A 17351-nucleotide genomic window follows, 5' to 3' on the forward strand; every position below is an offset into this window, starting at 1 on the left:
GGAGCAGGGGCGAACACAGCGACTCACCGCATCCCATGACCAAGCATCCCATGACCAAGCGGACGCGCAAATGCTGAGATCTCGGTTCGATGTTCATACTGTCCTCATAGACCTCGCTCGATCAATTGGGGCAGACGCGCGGCTAGGCGTCCGATGTCCCCTGCCCCGGCGATGAGCAGGATGTCACCGTCGCGCAGCAGATTGGCCAAGAGCCCTGGGATTTCATCCAGCTCCTGGGCGAAGATCGGGTCGATGGCACCGCGCATCCGGATAGCACGGCTCAAGGCGCGGCCATCGGCGCCCGGGATCGGCTGTTCGCCTGCCGGATAGACCTCACACAAGACCAGGGCATCGGCGCTGGAAAGGACCGCGACAAAATCCTCGAATTGTTCTTGGGTGCGGGTATAGCGATGCGGCTGAAAGACCAGGACGACACGCCGCCCCGGCCAGCCGGCGCGCGCTGCATCAAGGATGGCCGCTAACTCGCGCGGATGATGACCATAGTCATCGACCACAAGTAACTGCCGACCTTGGGGGTCAGTCACTGCATGCGCCGCGAAACGCCGCCCGACCCCCTGGAAATGGGCAAGCCCGCGAGCGATCGCCTCGATCCCGACGCCGAGTTCCAAGGCCACGCTGATCGCTGCCAGGGCATTGAGCACATTGTGCCGGCCCGGCAGATTGAGCATGAGCTCCAGGGGTTGATCGAGCCCTTCACCCTCGACCCGAAAATAGCTATGCATCCCCTGGATCTGGATGGCCGTGGCACGCAGGTCGGCCTCGGGTACGGTGCCATAGGTACGCACCGGACGCGAGACCTGGGGGATCAAGGCGCGCACCTCGGGGTCATCGAGACAGAGCACCGCCAGGCCATAGAAAGGCAGATGATGGAGAAACTCCCTGAAGGTTTGGCGCAACCGCTCGAAATCATTGCCATAGGTGTGCATGTGGTCGGCATCGATGTTGGTGACCACCGCAAGCATCGGCTGGAGATATAAGAATGAGGCGTCGCTCTCATCTGCCTCGGCGACCAGATATTGGCTGGTCCCTAGCCGGGCATTGGCACCAGCGCTATTGAGCCGGCCGCCGATGACAAAGGTCGGGTCCAGACCGCCCTCGGCAAGGAGGCTTGCGATCAGGCTGGTCGTCGTGGTCTTGCCGTGGGTCCCAGCGACCGCGACGCCGTAATAAAAACGCATAAGCTCAGCCAGCATCTCGGCGCGACGCACGATGGGCACCCGCCGAGCACGCGCAGCGCCGATCTCGGGGTTGCTTTCATCGATGGCGCTCGAGACCACCACGGCATCGGCCTCCTGGACCTGCTCTGGGCGGTGTCCGATGAAGACCTGGATGCCGAGTGCGCGCAGGTGCTGAGTGACCTCGCTGTCGCGCAGATCCGAACCGCTCACGTCATAGCCAAGATTGGTCATGAGCTCGGCAATCCCGCTCATTCCGACACCGCCGATCCCGACGAAGTGCACCTGACGCACCCGTCCCATGCGAGCTGCTGAATGACGCTGGACGCTCATACATCCCTCCCTGCGGCCAGTTCCAGACAGGCCGAGGCGATCTCGGCCGCCGCCTGGGGCCGGGCAAGCCGGTGTGCTGCCTGGGCCAGGGACAGGCAGGCTGCACGATCGGCCAGGAGCGGCCTTAAGGTAGCGGCAAGATGCTCGGGGGTCAGCTCCTGCTGAATGATCAAGCGCGCCGCCCCTGCCTCGGCGAGATAACGGGCATTGGCCCGCTGGTGATCATCGACGGCATAGGGATAGGGCACCAGGATGGCGCCCAGCCCAGCGGCAGCAAGCTCGGAGACGGTCAGGGCGCCGGCGCGGCAGACCACCAGATCGGCCCAGGCATAGGCTGCAGCCATGTCGCGGATAAAGGGGACGACCTCGGCCGTAAGACCAGCCGCCTGATAGGCGGCCTGCGCCTCTGCAAGCAGACGCTCGCCAGCCTGATGAAGCACCAGTGGACGCTTGGCGGGATCCAACAGGGCAAGCGCCTGGGGCAGCGTGCGGTTCAACGCCTGAGCACCCAAGGATCCACCCAGGACCAAGAGATGCGCTGGACCCGTGCGTCCCTGCATGCGCTCCTCAGGAGGCGGCAGCTCGATGATCGCTTGGCGCACGGGGTTACCACTCAGGATCGCCCCGCGTCTGGACGGAAAACTGCCTGGAAAGGATTCGAATACCCGGTCGGCGATATGCGCCAGCAGGCGATTGGCCAATCCAGGGATACTGTTTTGTTCATGGATGAGGAGCGGGATGCCAAGGAGTTGCGCAGCCAGGCCCCCGGGGGCTGAGACGAAACCGCCCATCCCCAGTACCGCACCTGGCTGTTGCTGACGCAGGATGGCATGCGCTTGGCCCACGGCCCGACCTAGACGCATGGGCGCTTTTAGCCAGGCGCCCGCACCCTTGCCGCGCACCCCCTCGATCCCGATCCATTCGATCGCCAATCCCTGCTCGGGGACCAGGCGCGCCTCCATGCCGGCGCGTGTCCCTACCCAGAAAACCTCGGCGCCTGCCTGGCGCAACATCTCGGCCACCGCCAAGGCGGGAAAGATATGTCCGCCGGTCCCCCCGGCCAGGATCGCTATACGCTGGCCCATGGTGTCTTCGTCTTCCGGTAACCGTCGAGCTCGAGGCGACGCAAATCGGCGTCGATGCGCAGCAACAGCCCGATCGCCATACAACCGACCATCAGGCTATTGCTGCCATAGCTCATGAAGGGCAAGGTCAGCCCCTTGGTCGGCAGGATGCCGATGTTGACCCCGATATTGATGAAGGATTGCAGACCGATCCACAACCCAATCCCCTGGGCCAGATAGGCATCGAACGGACGCTGCATAGATTCGGCACGGGCGCCGATCCCCAGGGCGCGCCAGGTGATAAAGACGAATGCGGCGATTAGGACCAGCATCCCGACCAGTCCCAGCTCCTCACCGATCACCGAGGCCAGGAAATCAGTATGGGCCTCGGGCAAGAAGTATTGCTTCTGGATGCCATTGCCCAGGCCGACCCCGACCCATTCACCGCGCCCGAAGGCGATCAGCGCCTGACTGAGCTGATAACCCGAATTGAATGGGTCCTCCCAGGGATTGAGGAATGAACTCACCCGCTCCAGACGATAGGGCGAAAAGATCACCAAGAGGATAAAACCCAGACCGACAATCCCCAGCAGAACGATGAAGGGCAACAGGCTCGCCCCACCGAGAAAGAGCATCCCCATCACCGTGGCCAACATGACAGCGGTGGTGCCAAAATCGGGTTGCATCAGAATCAGGGCAGCAGCGATCCCGACCAGGATCAGGGGACGGATAAAACCCGAGAGCCGATTGACGACCTTGTCGGCATGCCGCACCAGATAACCTGCAACATAGACGATCGCAAACAGCTTGACGAACTCAGATGGCTGGAGATTGAGCGGGCCCAGCGGGATCCAGCGGGTGGCGCCGTTGACCGTACGCCCGAGCCCAGGGATCAACACCAGGATCAGGACCAGGGTACTGACCAGAAATAGCCAAGTACCATGCCGTTCCCACCAGCCCAGAGGCACCCGATAGGCCAGTCCCCCTAGGGCAAGGGACAATCCCAGGGCCAAGGCATGACGCAGCGAATAATAAAAGGGGTTGTGACAGCAGGACTCGGCGATCGACAGCGAGGCCGAGGTGACCATCACCCAGCCGAAGGCAAGCAGACCCAACGCCCCGAGGAGCAATGGATAATCCAAAGGCGCCAGCTGGCGGAGGCGCCCTGGGCTGCGCATGCGGCCCTCCGGCCCTTTCGCCGTAACCTTCATGTCGGCAGCCTCAACACCGCCTCAGCGAAGGCCCGACCGCGGTGCTCATAGTTGGCGAACATATCGAAGCTGGCACAGGCCGGTGAGAGCAGGACACAATCGCCCGGACGCGCCCAGGTGTCGGCGAGATGCACTGCCTCATCCAGATCGGCGGCCCTGACCAGGGGTGCAGCGCCATCCAGGGCGGCTGCGATCAGAGGCGCATCCTGGCCGATCAAAATGACAGCCCGCGCCGCACGCCGAACGGGGTCGCGCAGCGGGGAAAAGTCGGCGCCCTTGGCGAGACCGCCAGCGATCAACACGACCCGGCCTGTCGCATCCTCAGGCAGCAATCCCTCGAGCGCCGCAATGGTTGCCCCCGGATTGGTGCCCTTGGAGTCGTCATACCAGCGCACCCCCTGGCGCTCGGCGACCAGGACGCAGCGATGGGGTAGCCCCGCGAACTCGCGCAGCACCGCGCAAGCGATCGCCTCGGGGATGCTGCAGGCATCGGCAAGCGCCAAGGCAGCGAGCGCATTGGCGAGATTGTGCCGGCCCGCTAGACGCACCTCGGCGGCAGGCATGAGCGGGCGTTCGCCCTGGTACAACCAGATTTGTCCCCGGGAGCGGCGCAGGCCGAAATCAGTACCCTGGGGCTCGCGCAGGGTAAAGCCAATCTCGCGCTCGGCGGCCCTGGGCATGGCCGCGACGATCGGGTCATCGCGGTTGACGATCGCGACCCGCGCATCCCGATAGATCCGCGCCTTGGCCTGGGCATAGTCATCCAGACTCGCATACCGATCGAGATGGTCGGGCGAGAGATTGAGCACGGCTGCCGCTTGTGGTGCTAGTCCCTCGGTGGTCTCGAGCTGAAAACTCGATAGCTCCAGGACATAGAGCTCGACCCCCGGATCCAGGAGATCGAGCGCCGGCGTCCCGAGATTGCCGCCGACCGCCACCCGCTGCAGAGCGCGGGCAGCCATCTCCCCGACCAGGGTAGTGACCGTACTCTTGCCGTTTGAGCCCGTGATGGCACAGATCGGGGCCTGAGCCGCCTGGGCAAAGAGCGCGATGTCACCTCGCACCGGCATCCCGCGCGCTAGGGATTCTTGGACGAGCGGCTCGCTGAGGGGCACCCCAGGGCTTAGGATGAACTCCGTGGCACGGGCAAAGACCTCGGGGGTAAAACCGCCCAGAAACACCGGCACCTCGGGGAGCTCGGCGCGCAGGGCATCGAGGCAGGGCGGCTGGACGCGGGTGTCGGCCACCGCGACGGATGCGCCCTGGGCGCGCAGATAACGGGCACAGGAGAGCCCGGTCTTGCCTATGCCCAGGACGAGGATGAAAGGGCCCTCATGCCAGGCGCGGCCAGCGGCTGCGGTGGTCTCAGGAGGCAGAGGCGCAAAGGGCGTCATGGCCATCACCGGATCTTGAGGCTCGCCAGACCGATCAGCACCAGCACCACGGTCATGATCCAGAAACGGACGATGACCCTGGGTTCAGGCCAGCCCTGGAGCTCGAAATGATGATGCAGGGGCGCCATGCGGAAGATCCGCTTACCGGTGAGCTTGAACGACAGCACCTGCAGCATCACCGAGACGGTCTCGGCAACGAAGACCCCGCCCATGACAAAGAGCACCAGCTCCTGACGTGCGGCGACCGCTACCACCCCCAGCGCTGCACCCAGCGCCAGGGCACCGACGTCGCCCATGAAGACCAGGGCAGGATAGGCGTTGAACCACAAAAAACCCAGCCCCGCCCCCACCAGGGCGGCGCAAAAGACCACCAGTTCCCCGACCTGGGGCAGATAGGGGATCAGAAGATAGTTGGCGATCTGCGAGTGGCCCGCGGCATAGGTAAAGACCCCCAGCGCACCTGCGACCAGGACGGTCGGCATGATGGCAAGCCCATCCAGTCCATCGGTGAGATTGACGGCATTGCTCGCCCCCACGATCACGAAATAGGTCAACAGGATGAACCAGGGACCGAGCTGGATGGCGAGGTCCTTGGTATAGGGGATCAACAGGGCGGTCTCGGCCGGCGAGGTGGCGGTGACATACAGGGCGATGGCTGCCACAAAGCCGCAGACCGTCTGCCAGAAATACTTCCAGCGCGCGGGCAGGCCCCTCGGGTCGCGCTTGATGAGCTTTTTGTAATCGTCGACCAGGCCGATCAGCCCAAAGGCCAGGCTGGTCAGCAAGGCGATCCAGACATAGCGATTATCGAGCTCAGACCATAGCAGGGTGGCAGCAGTCACCGCGACCAGGATCAGCGCCCCACCCATGGTCGGGGTGCCGGACTTGGCGAGATGGCTCTGCGGGCCATCGTTGCGCACCGTCTGGCCGATCTTATAGACGCGCAGCCGCCGGATCATAGGTCGCCCGATCAGGAGGGCAATTGTCAAGGCGGTGAGGACGCTGAGGATGGCGCGCAGGGTCAGATAATGAAAGACCGAGAACCCCTTGTGAAACAGGGCGAGCCAGTCGGTGAGATACAGCATCATGTTGGCTTGATTCTGTTCCTATCTTGGAATCGTCTCGGTCCAGCGCTACTGAACATCGGGCTCTGTCGGCTGAGCCGGAGGATCAAAGGCAGTGCAAAGCGCCGCAACGATCTGTTCCATCCGCGCCGCGCGCAATCCCTTGACCAGCAGCCGATCCCCAGGCCGAAGCTCGGTGCTGAGGCGATTGCGGAGTACGGACGAGTCAGCATAGTGCTCGGCGCCTGGGCCGAAGGCTTGGGTCAATGTCCACATGGTAGATGGCCTCCGGGCAAGGGTCTCCCCGCGCCGAATATCTCCTCTCCACCTCATGGCTTGACCCCCTGGTTGTGTTGCGCCGCGAGCAGCATGGAAGGCGCCGGGTTATCTGGTGGGACGTTGAAGAGGCGCAAGGCACCCTCCATCACTCGCTGAAAGATAGGCGCGGCCACCACCCCCCCGTAGTATTCGCCGGCGCTCGGCTCGTCAATCATGACCACCATCACGAAATGCGGCTGGTGGGCGGGGACGAATCCGGCAAAGACCGATTGATAGCGGTTGCTGGCATAGCCGGCGTGGCCCGCAGACTTTTTGGCGGTGCCTGTCTTACCAGCGGCCCGGTAGCCTGGGATCATCGCCAATTTTGCGGTCCCCTGCTCCGAGACCACGGTCTCCATCATGGCGCGCAGCCGCTGGGCCGTCTCGCGGCTCAGGATACGGACGCCGGATGGCGACTCGGGTCGCATCGAGGGATCGCGTTTGAGCAGGGTCAACGGGCGCTTAACCCCGTCGGCGGCTAGGACCAGATAGGCCTGGGCCAGTTGCATAGGGGTGACCGACAGGCCATAGCCGAAGGCATGGGTGGCATGCTCGAAAGGTCGCCAGGTCGAGTAATGCCGTAGGCGCCCTGGGCTTTCGCCCGGAAAACCTATCCCAGTGGTATGACCAAACCCCAGGCGGTCATACAGCCTCCAGAGGGTTTCATAGCTCATCTTCTGGGCAATCTTGACCGCCCCGACGTTGCTCGATTTGGTGATGATACCGGTGACGTCGAGAGTGCCGTAATTGTGGACATCGCGCACCACATTGCCAGCCACAGTATAAGGCTCGGTCGAAAAATGGCTCGCTGGGGTGATGACCCCGGTTTCCAGGGCAGCAGCGACCACAAAGGGCTTGAGCGTCGAACCGGGCTCCATCAGGTCGGTCAGGGTGCGATTACGCCGGCGCTCAGGGTTTGAGTTGCGCTCGCTGTTCGGGTTGAAACTCGGCTGATTAACCATAGCCAGGACCTCGCCGCTGGCCACATCAAGCACCACCAGACTGCCCCCTTTGGCACGATGCTCAGTGACCGCAGCCTTGAGCTCGCGATAGGCCAGATATTGCAGGCGCCGGTCCAGGGTGAGGGCAAGATCGTGTCCAGGGCGCGCCGGACGGACCTGTTCGACCTCTTGCACGGCGCGCCGGCGCCCATCCTGAATGACCCGCTTGAGCCCAGGCTCGGCCTTGAGGATGCGGTCATAGGCCAGCTCGATCCCTTCCTGACCTCGATCCTCGATGTTGGTATAGCCGATGACATGGGCAAAGACCTCGGCGCCCGGATAGAAACGGCGATATTCATTCTCGAAATCGATGCCTTCAATCCTGTGTTTGGCGATCACTGACCGAAGGGCTTGCGCCTCATCGAGACTGATGCGCCGTTTGACATAGAGAAAGCCCTTATCGCGGTTGGCCTCGATCCGATCGCGCAGAAAGGCGGGGTCGAGATCGAGGGTGCGCGCAAGCAGGATGATCCTGTCAGGCTGATTGACCAGTCTGCGCGGATCGCACCAGACGGTCTCGACCGGGGTACTGACGGCGAGGGGCTCACCATTGCGATCGGTGATGATCCCGCGCCGCGCCGGAATGACCGCATCGCGCAGATAACGCGCCTCGCCTTCACGCTGGAGGAACTCGTTTTGAATCACCTGGCGATAAAAGACCCCAGCGGTCAGGATACCAAAGGCTACAGCCAGGCCCAGCATCAGCAGGCGGCGGCGTAGGCGCAGATCCGGCGCCGAACGGGGCTGAAGCGGCGCCCGCGACATGCGGGGATGGCGCCAATCAAGGCTGATCATGACCAGGACCCTCGATCAAAAGCACATCCCCCGCGCGGGGGGCAAACATCCCCAGTTCGCGCCGGGCCTTGCGCTCGACGAGGACATGGGTGGACAAGGCCGCTTCTTCGAGACGCAAACGGTTCCATTCGATATCGATCGCATCGCGCTGGGCACGCAGCTCTTGCAACCGCACGAAATGGATACGGGTCAGATACTTCACATAGATCACGGCCATCGCCGTTGACAGGACCGCGGCGATCAGGCTCAAGATAACCAGCATCCGCGCGTGGGTCATGGCAGGCGCTCGGCGACCCGCATGATGGCGCTGCGCGCCCGCGGATTGCCAGTGACCTCTTGCACCGAAGGACGCACCGCCTTGCCGACCGGACGCAGACGTCCCCCCACCATGGGGCCCTGAACCGCTGCCCATTTGGGGAGCCTCGGACCTTGCGCCTCGCGGCGGATAAAATGCTTGACGAGACGGTCTTCAAGCGAGTGAAAACTGATCACGACGAGTCGCCCTCCAACTGCAAGGCGCTCAACGATCTGGTCCAGACAGCGGCTCAATGCATCCAGTTCGCGATTGACCTGGATACGCAGGGCCTGAAAGGTGCGCGTCGCCGGGTGCTTGCCGGGCTCACGGGTCGGGACAGTGCGCGCCACCAGATCGGCCAATTGGCGAGTGGTACGGAGGGATTCGCGGGCGCGCGCCGTGACGATGGCCCGTGCGATCCGCCCGGCAAAACGCTCCTCACCGAAGTTACGCAATACCTGTACGATCTCGTCCTGAGTGGCACGGGCCAGCCAGTCGGCGGCCGATTCATCTTGGTGTGGGTCCATGCGCATATCGAGCGGCCCATCGGTCATAAAGCTAAACCCGCGCTCGGGTTGATCCAATTGGGGCGAGGACACCCCCAGATCCAGCAGCAGGCCGTGCACCGGACCGGTCAGACCAGACTGATCGAGCAGACGATTGAGCTCGGCAAATGAGCCCTGACGGATCGTAAAACGCCGGTCGGATGCGGCCAACAATTCCCCCGCTGTAACCGCTTCGGGATCGCGATCGAGCCCAAGCAAGCGCCCTGCGGCATCCAAGCGGGAGAGGATGGCGCGGCTATGGCCGCCCCGCCCGAAGGTACCATCGACATAGATGCCATTTGCTTGTAGTACCAGGGCAGACACGGCTTCCTCGAGTAATACGGATTGATGCGACAACGGCGATGTCTCTTGATCAACGCGCTTCCTGCGCACCGATTGCTCTGGGGGCGGGATGATCAGGTTGGGGCGATGTCACCAAGCTCACAAACCAGGTCGCCCAGTCCGGCTGCCTTGGCCAGTTCGATCACCTGCAAATCGTGAAGGCCGCATCCATCCGCGCCTGCCAGGCCGCTTCATCCCAGATCTCAAACTTGACACCAACTTGACACCTTGCCCCACGAAGGCGATCTGTTTATCCAGCGCTGCGAATTTACGTAAATGGGATGGGATCAGGATGCGTCCCTGGGCGTCGAGCTCTACATCCTGGGCATTGCCTAGATAGAGACGCTGGAGGGCACGCACAGTCGGGTCGAATGCAGGAAGCGCCGCCAATCTGCGCTCGATGATCTCCCACTCGGATTCTGGATACAGGAGCAGACAGCGATCGCGATCCACCGTGATGACCAACCGCCCGCCCGCAAGCGTCTCAAGGCGCTCACGATACCGTGCGGGGATCGCCAATCGCCCCTTGGTATCGAGATGGAAGATCGTGATGCCCCGAAACATCCCATGAACATCTTGCTGCGCGGCGCCCCTGGCTCCCCACCTTGACCCACTTTGGCCCATCTTAGAAAAATGACAGGGACAGCGTCAAGAAACCATCGGACTTTTTCTTGTCCATCAGCGAGTTACAAAACAAATCTTCAGTATGATCTTAGATAAAAAACATCTCCGGATTCAGATTCATAGAATCCATTTTCAACCAAGGACTTGAGAATATCTTTATAAGATTATAAAAATAAAAGGCTTATTCTGATTGAGGTGGCCTTGGGGAGGGGATGGGTCAAGCGCAGGGGAATAGAGATGGGGTAGGAGTTGGCCGATAAGCCGGGTTCTGTCGAGGACAGTCATTCATCTTGGACGCACGTCGCCGTGCGCCTCATGCGACCTACCCGGGGACACGCGCGGGCCGCGCGTTGCAGCATCGCTGCTGCCCGTCCCCCTATTTGGTCTTGCTCCGGGTGGGGTTTACCCTGCCGTTGATGTTACCACCAACGCGGTGCGCTCTTACCGCACCTTTTCACCCTTACCGGCGGAACCGGCGGTTTGTTTTCTGTGGCACTGTCCGTGGACTCGCGTCCCCCAGGCGTTACCTGGCACCCTGCCCGGTGGAGCCCGGACTTTCCTCCCCTTCCTGACGCAAGGGGCGACTGTCTGGCCAACTCCCGTCCAGAGGATAGCAAAATCGCGCCGCCTTGTGCCAATCCGCCTGCTGCGGCCCATCAAGGCGCCTCTGCCTGGCTAGCACCAAATCCGAGCTCTAGGCCAAAGCGATAGAGGTCAGATTTACGCACACCGGTCAAACGGGCGGTCAGGGCAGCGGCCTGGCTGAGTGGAAAGGCATCCGCTAGGATGCGCAGGGTACGCTGGACCTCAGGCGAGAGGCCCTGGAGGTCGGCAGATGGGCAGCCCTCGACCAGGATCACCAATTCGCCCCGACGTTGATCGGCATCGACCTCTAGCTGTGCGATCAGTTCGCTCGCCGAACCGGAGAGAAAGGTCTCAAAGCGCTTGGTCAGCTCGCGGGCGAGCACGATACGCCGGCCATCGCCGAGGACCATCCGCAGATCTGCCAATGTCTCGAGGATACGGTGCGGGCTTTCATAGAGGATGAGGGTTCCAGGCTCATTGGCGACCCCTTCGATCCAGGTACGGCGGCGCGACTGGGTGCGCGGTGGAAACCCCAAGAACAAAAAGCGATCGCTGGGCAGACCCGCTGCAGACAGCGCACAGATCGCGGCATTTGCCCCGGGGATAGGGACAACACGGATCGCCTGTGCCCGTGCCGCCGCGACCAATTGATACCCCGGATCGCTGATCAAGGGGGTGCCGGCCTCCGCGACTAAGGCCAGATCCTCGCCTGCGGCCAACCGCGCCAACAGCCTGGGCATCATGGCGGATTCGTTGTGCTCATGATAGGCGATCAGTTCGGTCGCAATCCCGAGATGGTTGAGTAATTGGTGCGTGGTGCGCGTATCCTCGGCAGCGATCGCAGAGACCTCCCCCAGCACCCGACGCGCGCGTGCACTCAGATCCGCGAGATTGCCGATCGGTGTAGCCACCACATAGAGTATTCCGCTGTGCCCTGGCATCGCCCCCTGCCCTTCTATTCTCTTGGTCCAAATAATTGACAACAGCCACAACCGACTCGTCTCATCACCAGCACAATAAACCTTACGCCATGAGCAGTCCTGACCAGCCTCGCCAACCCGACCGACGCATCTTTGGACAACAGAAGGAGCTGTTGGCCGAGTCATTCTTGCTGGCTCAGGGGTTGGTGCTGATCGCGCGCAACCATCGCTGTCGCTTTGGCGAGATCGATTTGGTGATGCGCGACGCGGCAGTTTTGGTCTTCGTCGAGGTGCGCTACCGGCGCTCAGCCCAGTTTGGCGGCGCTGCAGCGAGCGTCGACACCCACAAACAGCAGCGCCTGATCCAGGCGGCGCGGGATTATCTCATGCGTCATCCGACCTCACTAGCCTGCCGCTTCGATGTGGTGGCGATCGGACCAAAGGACGAGATCCAATGGATCAAGCAGGCATTCAGTCTATAAACTGCTGGGCACGGCCGAGGCTTGTCCAATCTGCCCCCTGGTGTGCCTTGCGGACCGCTGCGGAGATATTCCTTTATCTGGTCCTGTCGGCGCTGACCTCAGGCTGCGCCCCTTTGATCGTCGGTGGGGCAGCGGTGGCTGGCGCTGCGGTCTTGCATGATCGCCGCCTGCCCCAAACCATCCTTGATGACCGGCAGATCGAGCTCGCTGCTCACAAGCTACTCGCTGAGGATGCCGCATTTGAACGCGGCGCCCGCATTGCGATCCATAGCTACAATCGCACTGTCTTGCTGACCGGTCAGGCCGAGTCGCACCAACTAGCGCACCGCGCCGCCGACCGGATCAGCCGCCTGCCCAAGGTTGAGCGGGTGATCGACGAGATCCGGATCGGCCCACTGCTGTCTTTGGCCCGTCAGGCCGAAGATCGGGCGCTCGCTGCGCGGATCAGCTTGGAACTCGCGGGCATCGCCCTCCCCGATTTTGACCCGACGCGTATCAAGCCGGTCGTAGCAGACGGGGTGGTCTATCTCCTCGGCCTGGTCACCCGCCAAGAGGCCGAGCAAGTCGCCGAACGGACCCGTCATATCCCTGGGGTGCGCACTGTGATCTTACTCTTCGAGGAGTGGATACCCCATGCCTGATCTCACCCCTGGCCTGCGGGCCGAACTCGCGCGCATCGCCGGACCTGATGCGCTCCTGACCGATCCTGCCGACTGCTGGCCCTATGGCTATGACAACAGCCGCCGTCAGGCCTTACCCCAGGCGGTGATCTTCGCCCGCGATGAGGCGCAGATCGCCCGCCTGGTCCGTTTATGCGCCGACACCGGATTACCGCTGATCGCGCGCGGTCGAGGGACCGGGACCACGGGCGCGACCGTGCCCGATCGCGGCGGAATCGTGTTGTCCTTCGAGCGCATGGATCGCATCCGCCGCTTCGCCCCCGAGGACCGGCTGATCATCGTCGAACCGGGCCTGACCAATGCCCGCCTCCAGCAGGCAGTCGGTCAGGCAGGCTTCTTTTGGCCCCCCGATCCGACCAGCGCGGCCGTCTGCACCATCGGTGGCAATCTGGCCTATAACTCGGCAGGTCCGCGCGCGGTCAAATATGGCACACCGCGCGAGAACACCCTGGGGTTGCGCGCGGTCAACGGCACCGGCGCCATCTTCCAAACCGGCGTGCTGACGACCAAGGGTGTCGTCGGCTATGACCTCACGCGCCTGCTCATCGGCTCGGAAGGCACCCTAGCCATCATCACCGAGGCGACCCTGAAGCTGACCCCCCTGCCTGAGGCCAAACGCACCCTGCGCGCGGCCTATACCGACGTCCATACCGCAGCCCGCGCCGTCTCAGCGCTCATGGCCCAGCCAGTTTTGCCCTGTGCGCTCGAGTTTATGGATAGCACCGCGATCGCCCTTGCCCGCTCCCAGAGCGAACTCGATCTCCCCCAGGACACAGGGGCGCTGTTGATGATCGAGGTCGATGGCCCAGCCTCTTGTATCGATGAGGCCCAGAAAGCGGTTGTCGAGGCGGCGCGCCTCTCTGGGTTGCTTGAACTCAGGCTTGCCCAGACCGCTGCCGAGGTGGCGGCGCTCTGGCAGGTGCGCAAGGCGCTCTCCCCTGCCCTGCGCCAGATCGCGCCGAAAAAGATTAACGAGGACGTCGTCGTCCCCGTCTCGCAGTTGGGCAAATTCGTCGATGGGCTGACCCAGCTCGGACAGGAGAGCGGCATTCGCATCGTCAATTTTGGCCACGCCGGCAATGGCAATCTCCATGTCAATCTGCTTATCGATCCCGATGATCCTGCGCAGGTCGAACGCGCAGCCCAGTGTCTCGAGGCGGTTTTTGCCTTGGTCTTGCGTCTGGGCGGAACCTTGTCGGGCGAGCACGGGGTGGGCTTAGAGAAGCGCGCCTTCGTCGGCAAAGAGCTCGACCCGATCGCCCTCGACCTGATGCGGGCGATCAAGTCCCAGTTTGATCCCCAGGGCATCCTCAACCCGGGCAAGACGTTGCCCCTTGCCTGACGTACAGTCAGCGCCCAGGACGCACCAGACCGCCGAGCCCGACACCTTCAAGTGCCTCGATCAATAAACGCCGTACCGACTTGGTATCCTCGCATTGCAGGGCCAAACCGAGGATCTCGCGCGCACGGGCACGGCTGATGCTGCGGATGACCTTCTTGACCCGTAAAAGGCTACCCGCGCCCATGCTCAGGCTGTGGACGCCCATCCCAAGTAACAAATAGGTCGCTAGGGGATCGCCGGCCATCTCACCGCAGACGCTGACCTCGCGCCCATAGACCCTAGCCCCGTTGACGATCTGGACGAGGGCGCGCAAGACCGCCGGGTGATATTCGTTATAGAGCTTGGCGACATGGGGGTTATTGCGATCGACGGCCAAGAGATACTGGGTAAGATCATTGGTCCCGACCGACAGGAAATCGACCCGCCGCGCCAAGACCTCGACCTGATAGACCGTCGCTGGGACCTCGATCATGATCCCCACCGGCGGCATCCGCACCTGATACCCCTCTTCCAGAAGCTCGTCATGGGCGCGCCGGATCAGCGACAAGGCATCATCGACCTCGCCGACGGTGCTGATCATAGGGATCAGGATCTGGAGATTGTCTAAACCGATCGCCGCTCGCAGCAGGGCGCGCGCCTGGGTGAGAAAGATCTCGGGCTGATCCAGGGTGATGCGGATACCGCGCCAGCCCAGAAACGGATTGGCCTCATGCATCGGGAAATAGGGCAACGGTTTGTCGCCGCCGACATCGAGCATGCGGATGGTCACCGGGCGGGGTGCGAAGAGCTCGAGGACATGGCGATAATTGGACATCTGCGCCGCCTCGCTCGGGAAGCTGTCGCGCACGATGAAGGGGAGCTCGGTACGATAGAGCCCCACACCTGCGGATTCCTCGATCCCCAGGGGGCGGCTTTCGGAAACCAGCCCAGTGTTGAGATATAAAGGGATCACATAGCCATCGGTGGTCTCCGCAGGCAGATGGCGCAGGGCCTGCAACTCGTTGGTCAGGGCGGCATCATCGGCGGCGAGCCGCTGATATTCGGCGCGCACCGCCGGCCCCGGCGAGATATAGACCCGCCCGCGATAGCCATCCACTACCATCTCTCGCCCCTCGACCCGGCTAACCGGCAGATCGGCAACCCCCATGGCCGCCGGTACCCCCATGCCGCGAGCCAGGATGCCGATATGGGACGAGCCCGAACCCATGGTCGAGACGATCCCGACCAGACGCTCGCGCGGGACGGCAGCGATCTGCATAACGTTGAGCTCCTCGCCGACCAAGATGGTCTGGGGCGGGTAGTGGATAGGTATTGCCACGCGGTTTTGCAGATGCATGAGGATGCAGCGGCCCAGGTCGCGGACATCGGCGGCGCGCTCGCGCAGATAGGGGTCTTCCATCGCTTCGAAGACGCGCGCATGTTCGGCGATGGTCTCACGCAAGGCACTGGGCGCCCAATTGCCAGCACGGATGCGCGCCAGGGTTCCATCGATGAGGGTGTCGCTCTTGAGCATCAGACGCCAGGCATCGAACAGGGCCAGGTCCTCGGAGGCGAGATGGTCGCGGCTGCGTCCGGCAAAACGCTCGAGATCCTGCGCCACTGCACTCAGGGCACGCTGAAATCCTTCGACCTCGGCCTCGATATTCTCGGCAATCCGGTCGGGCACCGCGTCGAGATCGGCGGGCGGATAGACCACCACTGCCTGACCGATGCCGATCCCCGGCGAGGCGGCCAAGCCGGGCAGGAAACGCTGGGGCATGCCGCCTTCTTGCAGGCGCATCAATTCTCCGCTGGTGCGAGCATAGGTGATGGCCCCCGCCAACTGCGAGGCCAGGGTCATGACGAAGGTAACTTCGTCCTCGCCGAAATGACGGCGCTGGCGCTGGCGCAGCACCAAAACACCTAGCACCTTGCGGTTCTGGATGATGGGAGCGCCGAGGAAGCCATGATAGCGTTCCTCGCCACTGTCGATGATGCACTCATAGCGCGGGTGGTTGGCAGCGTCATCGAGACTGATGAGCTCGGCGCGCTCGCTGACCAAACCGATCAGTCCGCGCCCCAGCTCAATGCGTACCCGGCCCACCGCCTCCTGCGGCAGACCGTCCGTGGCTTGGAGGACATGGCGCTGATGTTCATAGTCGTTGAGATAGACCGAGCAGACATCCGCCCCGACCACCTGCTTGACTCGCCGCACGATGATCGAGAGCGCCTGCTCGAGATCGGGGGCGTCGTTGACCTCATGAACGATCCGACGCAATGAACCGAGCACGCTCGGTGAGGCCACGGGCCCCAGGGGGGAGGGCTGCTCAGACACGTCTTACTAGACCTATCCCTGTTTTAATAACTGAGTGATTGCGCCACCCCTAACTGGGTAAGGCCCCGCCGGACTGGAGAAGACAGATTGCAGGATCATCGCGTGAGAGACGCTCACAAATAACCATGCCGTAACACGTCCGGTCGGCCCATATGATATGGATAGGGTTCCGGTACCCCCTCTGGATAGAGGAGCGGCGCCAGCTCTTCAAGGGCCTGCTGATAGACGTGGCGTTTGAAATACACGACCTCATAGAGCGGCTGCCAATATCTGACCCAGCGCCAGGCGTCGAACTCGGGCTTGGCCGTGCGATTGAGGCAAAAGGCATCGTCGCCACAATGCACGCGCAGCATGAACCATAACTGTTTCTGACCGATACAGGTCGGACCACAGCAATGACGCCGGATATAACGCTTGGGCAGGTGATAACGCAGCCAGCTGCGGGTGCAACCAAGGATCGTGACATCCTGTTCACGCAGCCCAACCTCCTCCTGGAGCTCGCGAAAGAGGGCCTGTTCTGGGGTTTCATGGGCCTTGATGCCGCCCTGGGGAAATTGCCACGCGTTTTGGCCGATGCGGCGTCCCCAGAAGAGGCGGCGTTCCTGATTGGTCAGGATGATGCCGACATTAGGTCTGAAGCCGTCGTGATCGATCAAGGATGGTCTCTCCTTGGCTGGTGGCTTGCTCCCATTCTTTCACAGACCCCTTGTTTGCGGCAAGCTAGCAGCAGATATAAGCGATTTTGAATCAAGCACTTGTTGAATCATTGGCTTGCGCAATCCATCTCCATCCGCCTAGCCGAAACCGCTGGGCCAGCACAGATGCCGGCACCGATCCGATCCCTCA

At 62.6% G+C, this 17351-nt stretch carries 15 protein-coding genes, 1 other RNA gene and 1 pseudogene; 3 read left to right on the forward strand and 14 right to left on the reverse strand.

Going from position 1 to position 17351, the window contains the following annotated elements; translation table 11 throughout:
- Nucleotides 1-104 precede the first annotated feature (104 nt).
- The 12 genes and pseudogenes from murC to rsmI form a co-directional block, all read right to left on the reverse strand.
- Nucleotides 105-1529, reverse strand: a complete 1425-nt coding sequence (murC, locus tag GWK36_RS10770; protein ID WP_166271138.1) for a UDP-N-acetylmuramate--L-alanine ligase — start codon at nt 1527-1529, stop codon at nt 105-107.
- On the reverse strand, nt 1526-2614 hold the full coding sequence (gene murG, locus GWK36_RS10775; RefSeq protein WP_166271139.1) for an undecaprenyldiphospho-muramoylpentapeptide beta-N-acetylglucosaminyltransferase: 1089 nt from the start codon (nt 2612-2614) through the stop codon (nt 1526-1528). The genes murC and murG overlap by 4 nt, the downstream gene beginning before the upstream one ends.
- On the reverse strand, nt 2599-3771 hold the full coding sequence (gene ftsW, locus GWK36_RS10780; RefSeq protein ID WP_166271140.1) for a putative lipid II flippase FtsW: 1173 nt from the start codon (nt 3769-3771) through the stop codon (nt 2599-2601). Before ftsW ends, murG begins: the two co-directional genes overlap by 16 nt.
- 29 nt (nt 3772-3800) lie before the next feature.
- Nucleotides 3801-5204: a UDP-N-acetylmuramoyl-L-alanine--D-glutamate ligase gene (gene murD / locus GWK36_RS10785; protein ID WP_246237535.1), complete on the reverse strand. Its 1404-nt coding sequence runs from the start codon at nt 5202-5204 to the stop codon at nt 3801-3803.
- Nucleotides 5204-6286, reverse strand: coding sequence for a phospho-N-acetylmuramoyl-pentapeptide-transferase (mraY, locus tag GWK36_RS10790; protein ID WP_166271141.1), 1083 nt, complete (start codon nt 6284-6286; stop codon nt 5204-5206). Before mraY ends, murD begins: the two co-directional genes overlap by 1 nt.
- Before the next feature lie 45 nt (nt 6287-6331).
- On the reverse strand, nt 6332-6538 hold the full coding sequence (locus GWK36_RS10795; RefSeq protein ID WP_166271142.1) for a hypothetical protein: 207 nt from the start codon (nt 6536-6538) through the stop codon (nt 6332-6334).
- Nucleotides 6539-6591: 53 nt separating this feature from the next.
- Nucleotides 6592-8376, reverse strand: coding sequence for a peptidoglycan D,D-transpeptidase FtsI family protein (locus GWK36_RS10800; protein WP_210756763.1), 1785 nt, complete (start codon nt 8374-8376; stop codon nt 6592-6594).
- Complete coding sequence (gene ftsL, locus GWK36_RS10805; RefSeq protein ID WP_166271143.1) at nt 8363-8653, reverse strand: cell division protein FtsL; 291 nt, start codon at nt 8651-8653, stop codon at nt 8363-8365. The genes GWK36_RS10800 and ftsL overlap by 14 nt, the downstream gene beginning before the upstream one ends.
- Nucleotides 8650-9573: a 16S rRNA (cytosine(1402)-N(4))-methyltransferase RsmH gene (gene rsmH / locus GWK36_RS10810; RefSeq protein WP_425482753.1), complete on the reverse strand. Its 924-nt coding sequence runs from the start codon at nt 9571-9573 to the stop codon at nt 8650-8652. The genes ftsL and rsmH overlap by 4 nt, the downstream gene beginning before the upstream one ends.
- Nucleotides 9574-9632: 59 nt before the next feature.
- Nucleotides 9633-10122: pseudogene (gene mraZ / locus GWK36_RS10815) on the reverse strand (division/cell wall cluster transcriptional repressor MraZ).
- A gap of 301 nt (nt 10123-10423) precedes the next feature.
- An RNA gene (gene rnpB, locus GWK36_RS10820) (RNase P RNA component class A) lies at nt 10424-10782 on the reverse strand.
- 56 nt (nt 10783-10838) lie between these two features.
- Nucleotides 10839-11708: a 16S rRNA (cytidine(1402)-2'-O)-methyltransferase gene (gene rsmI / locus GWK36_RS10825; protein WP_166271145.1), complete on the reverse strand. Its 870-nt coding sequence runs from the start codon at nt 11706-11708 to the stop codon at nt 10839-10841.
- A gap of 89 nt (nt 11709-11797) precedes the next feature.
- On the opposite strand from rsmI, the gene GWK36_RS10830 reads away from it, so the two are divergent.
- From GWK36_RS10830 to GWK36_RS10840, 3 genes are read left to right on the forward strand one after another with little or no spacing between them, the layout of a single operon-like run.
- Entirely contained in the window at nt 11798-12169 is a 372-nt protein-coding gene (locus GWK36_RS10830; RefSeq protein WP_166271146.1) for a YraN family protein, read from the forward strand.
- Between the two features lie 47 nt (nt 12170-12216).
- Complete coding sequence (locus tag GWK36_RS10835) at nt 12217-12810, forward strand: BON domain-containing protein (RefSeq protein WP_246237536.1); 594 nt, start codon at nt 12217-12219, stop codon at nt 12808-12810.
- Nucleotides 12803-14191, forward strand: coding sequence for an FAD-binding oxidoreductase (locus GWK36_RS10840; RefSeq protein WP_166271148.1), 1389 nt, complete (start codon nt 12803-12805; stop codon nt 14189-14191). Before GWK36_RS10835 ends, GWK36_RS10840 begins: the two co-directional genes overlap by 8 nt.
- 7 nt (nt 14192-14198) lie before the next feature.
- On the opposite strand, the gene ptsP is transcribed toward GWK36_RS10840, so the two are convergent.
- Nucleotides 14199-16460, reverse strand: a complete 2262-nt coding sequence (gene ptsP, locus GWK36_RS10845; protein WP_166272649.1) for a phosphoenolpyruvate--protein phosphotransferase — start codon at nt 16458-16460, stop codon at nt 14199-14201.
- 158 nt (nt 16461-16618) lie between these two features.
- A complete protein-coding gene (locus tag GWK36_RS10850) occupies nt 16619-17161 on the reverse strand; it encodes an RNA pyrophosphohydrolase (RefSeq protein ID WP_166271149.1) in 543 nt (180 codons plus the stop codon).
- Nucleotides 17162-17351 lie beyond the last annotated feature (190 nt).

Source organism: Caldichromatium japonicum (genome assembly GCF_011290485.1).
In the GTDB taxonomy this organism is placed as follows: domain Bacteria; phylum Pseudomonadota; class Gammaproteobacteria; order Chromatiales; family Chromatiaceae; genus Thermochromatium; species Thermochromatium japonicum.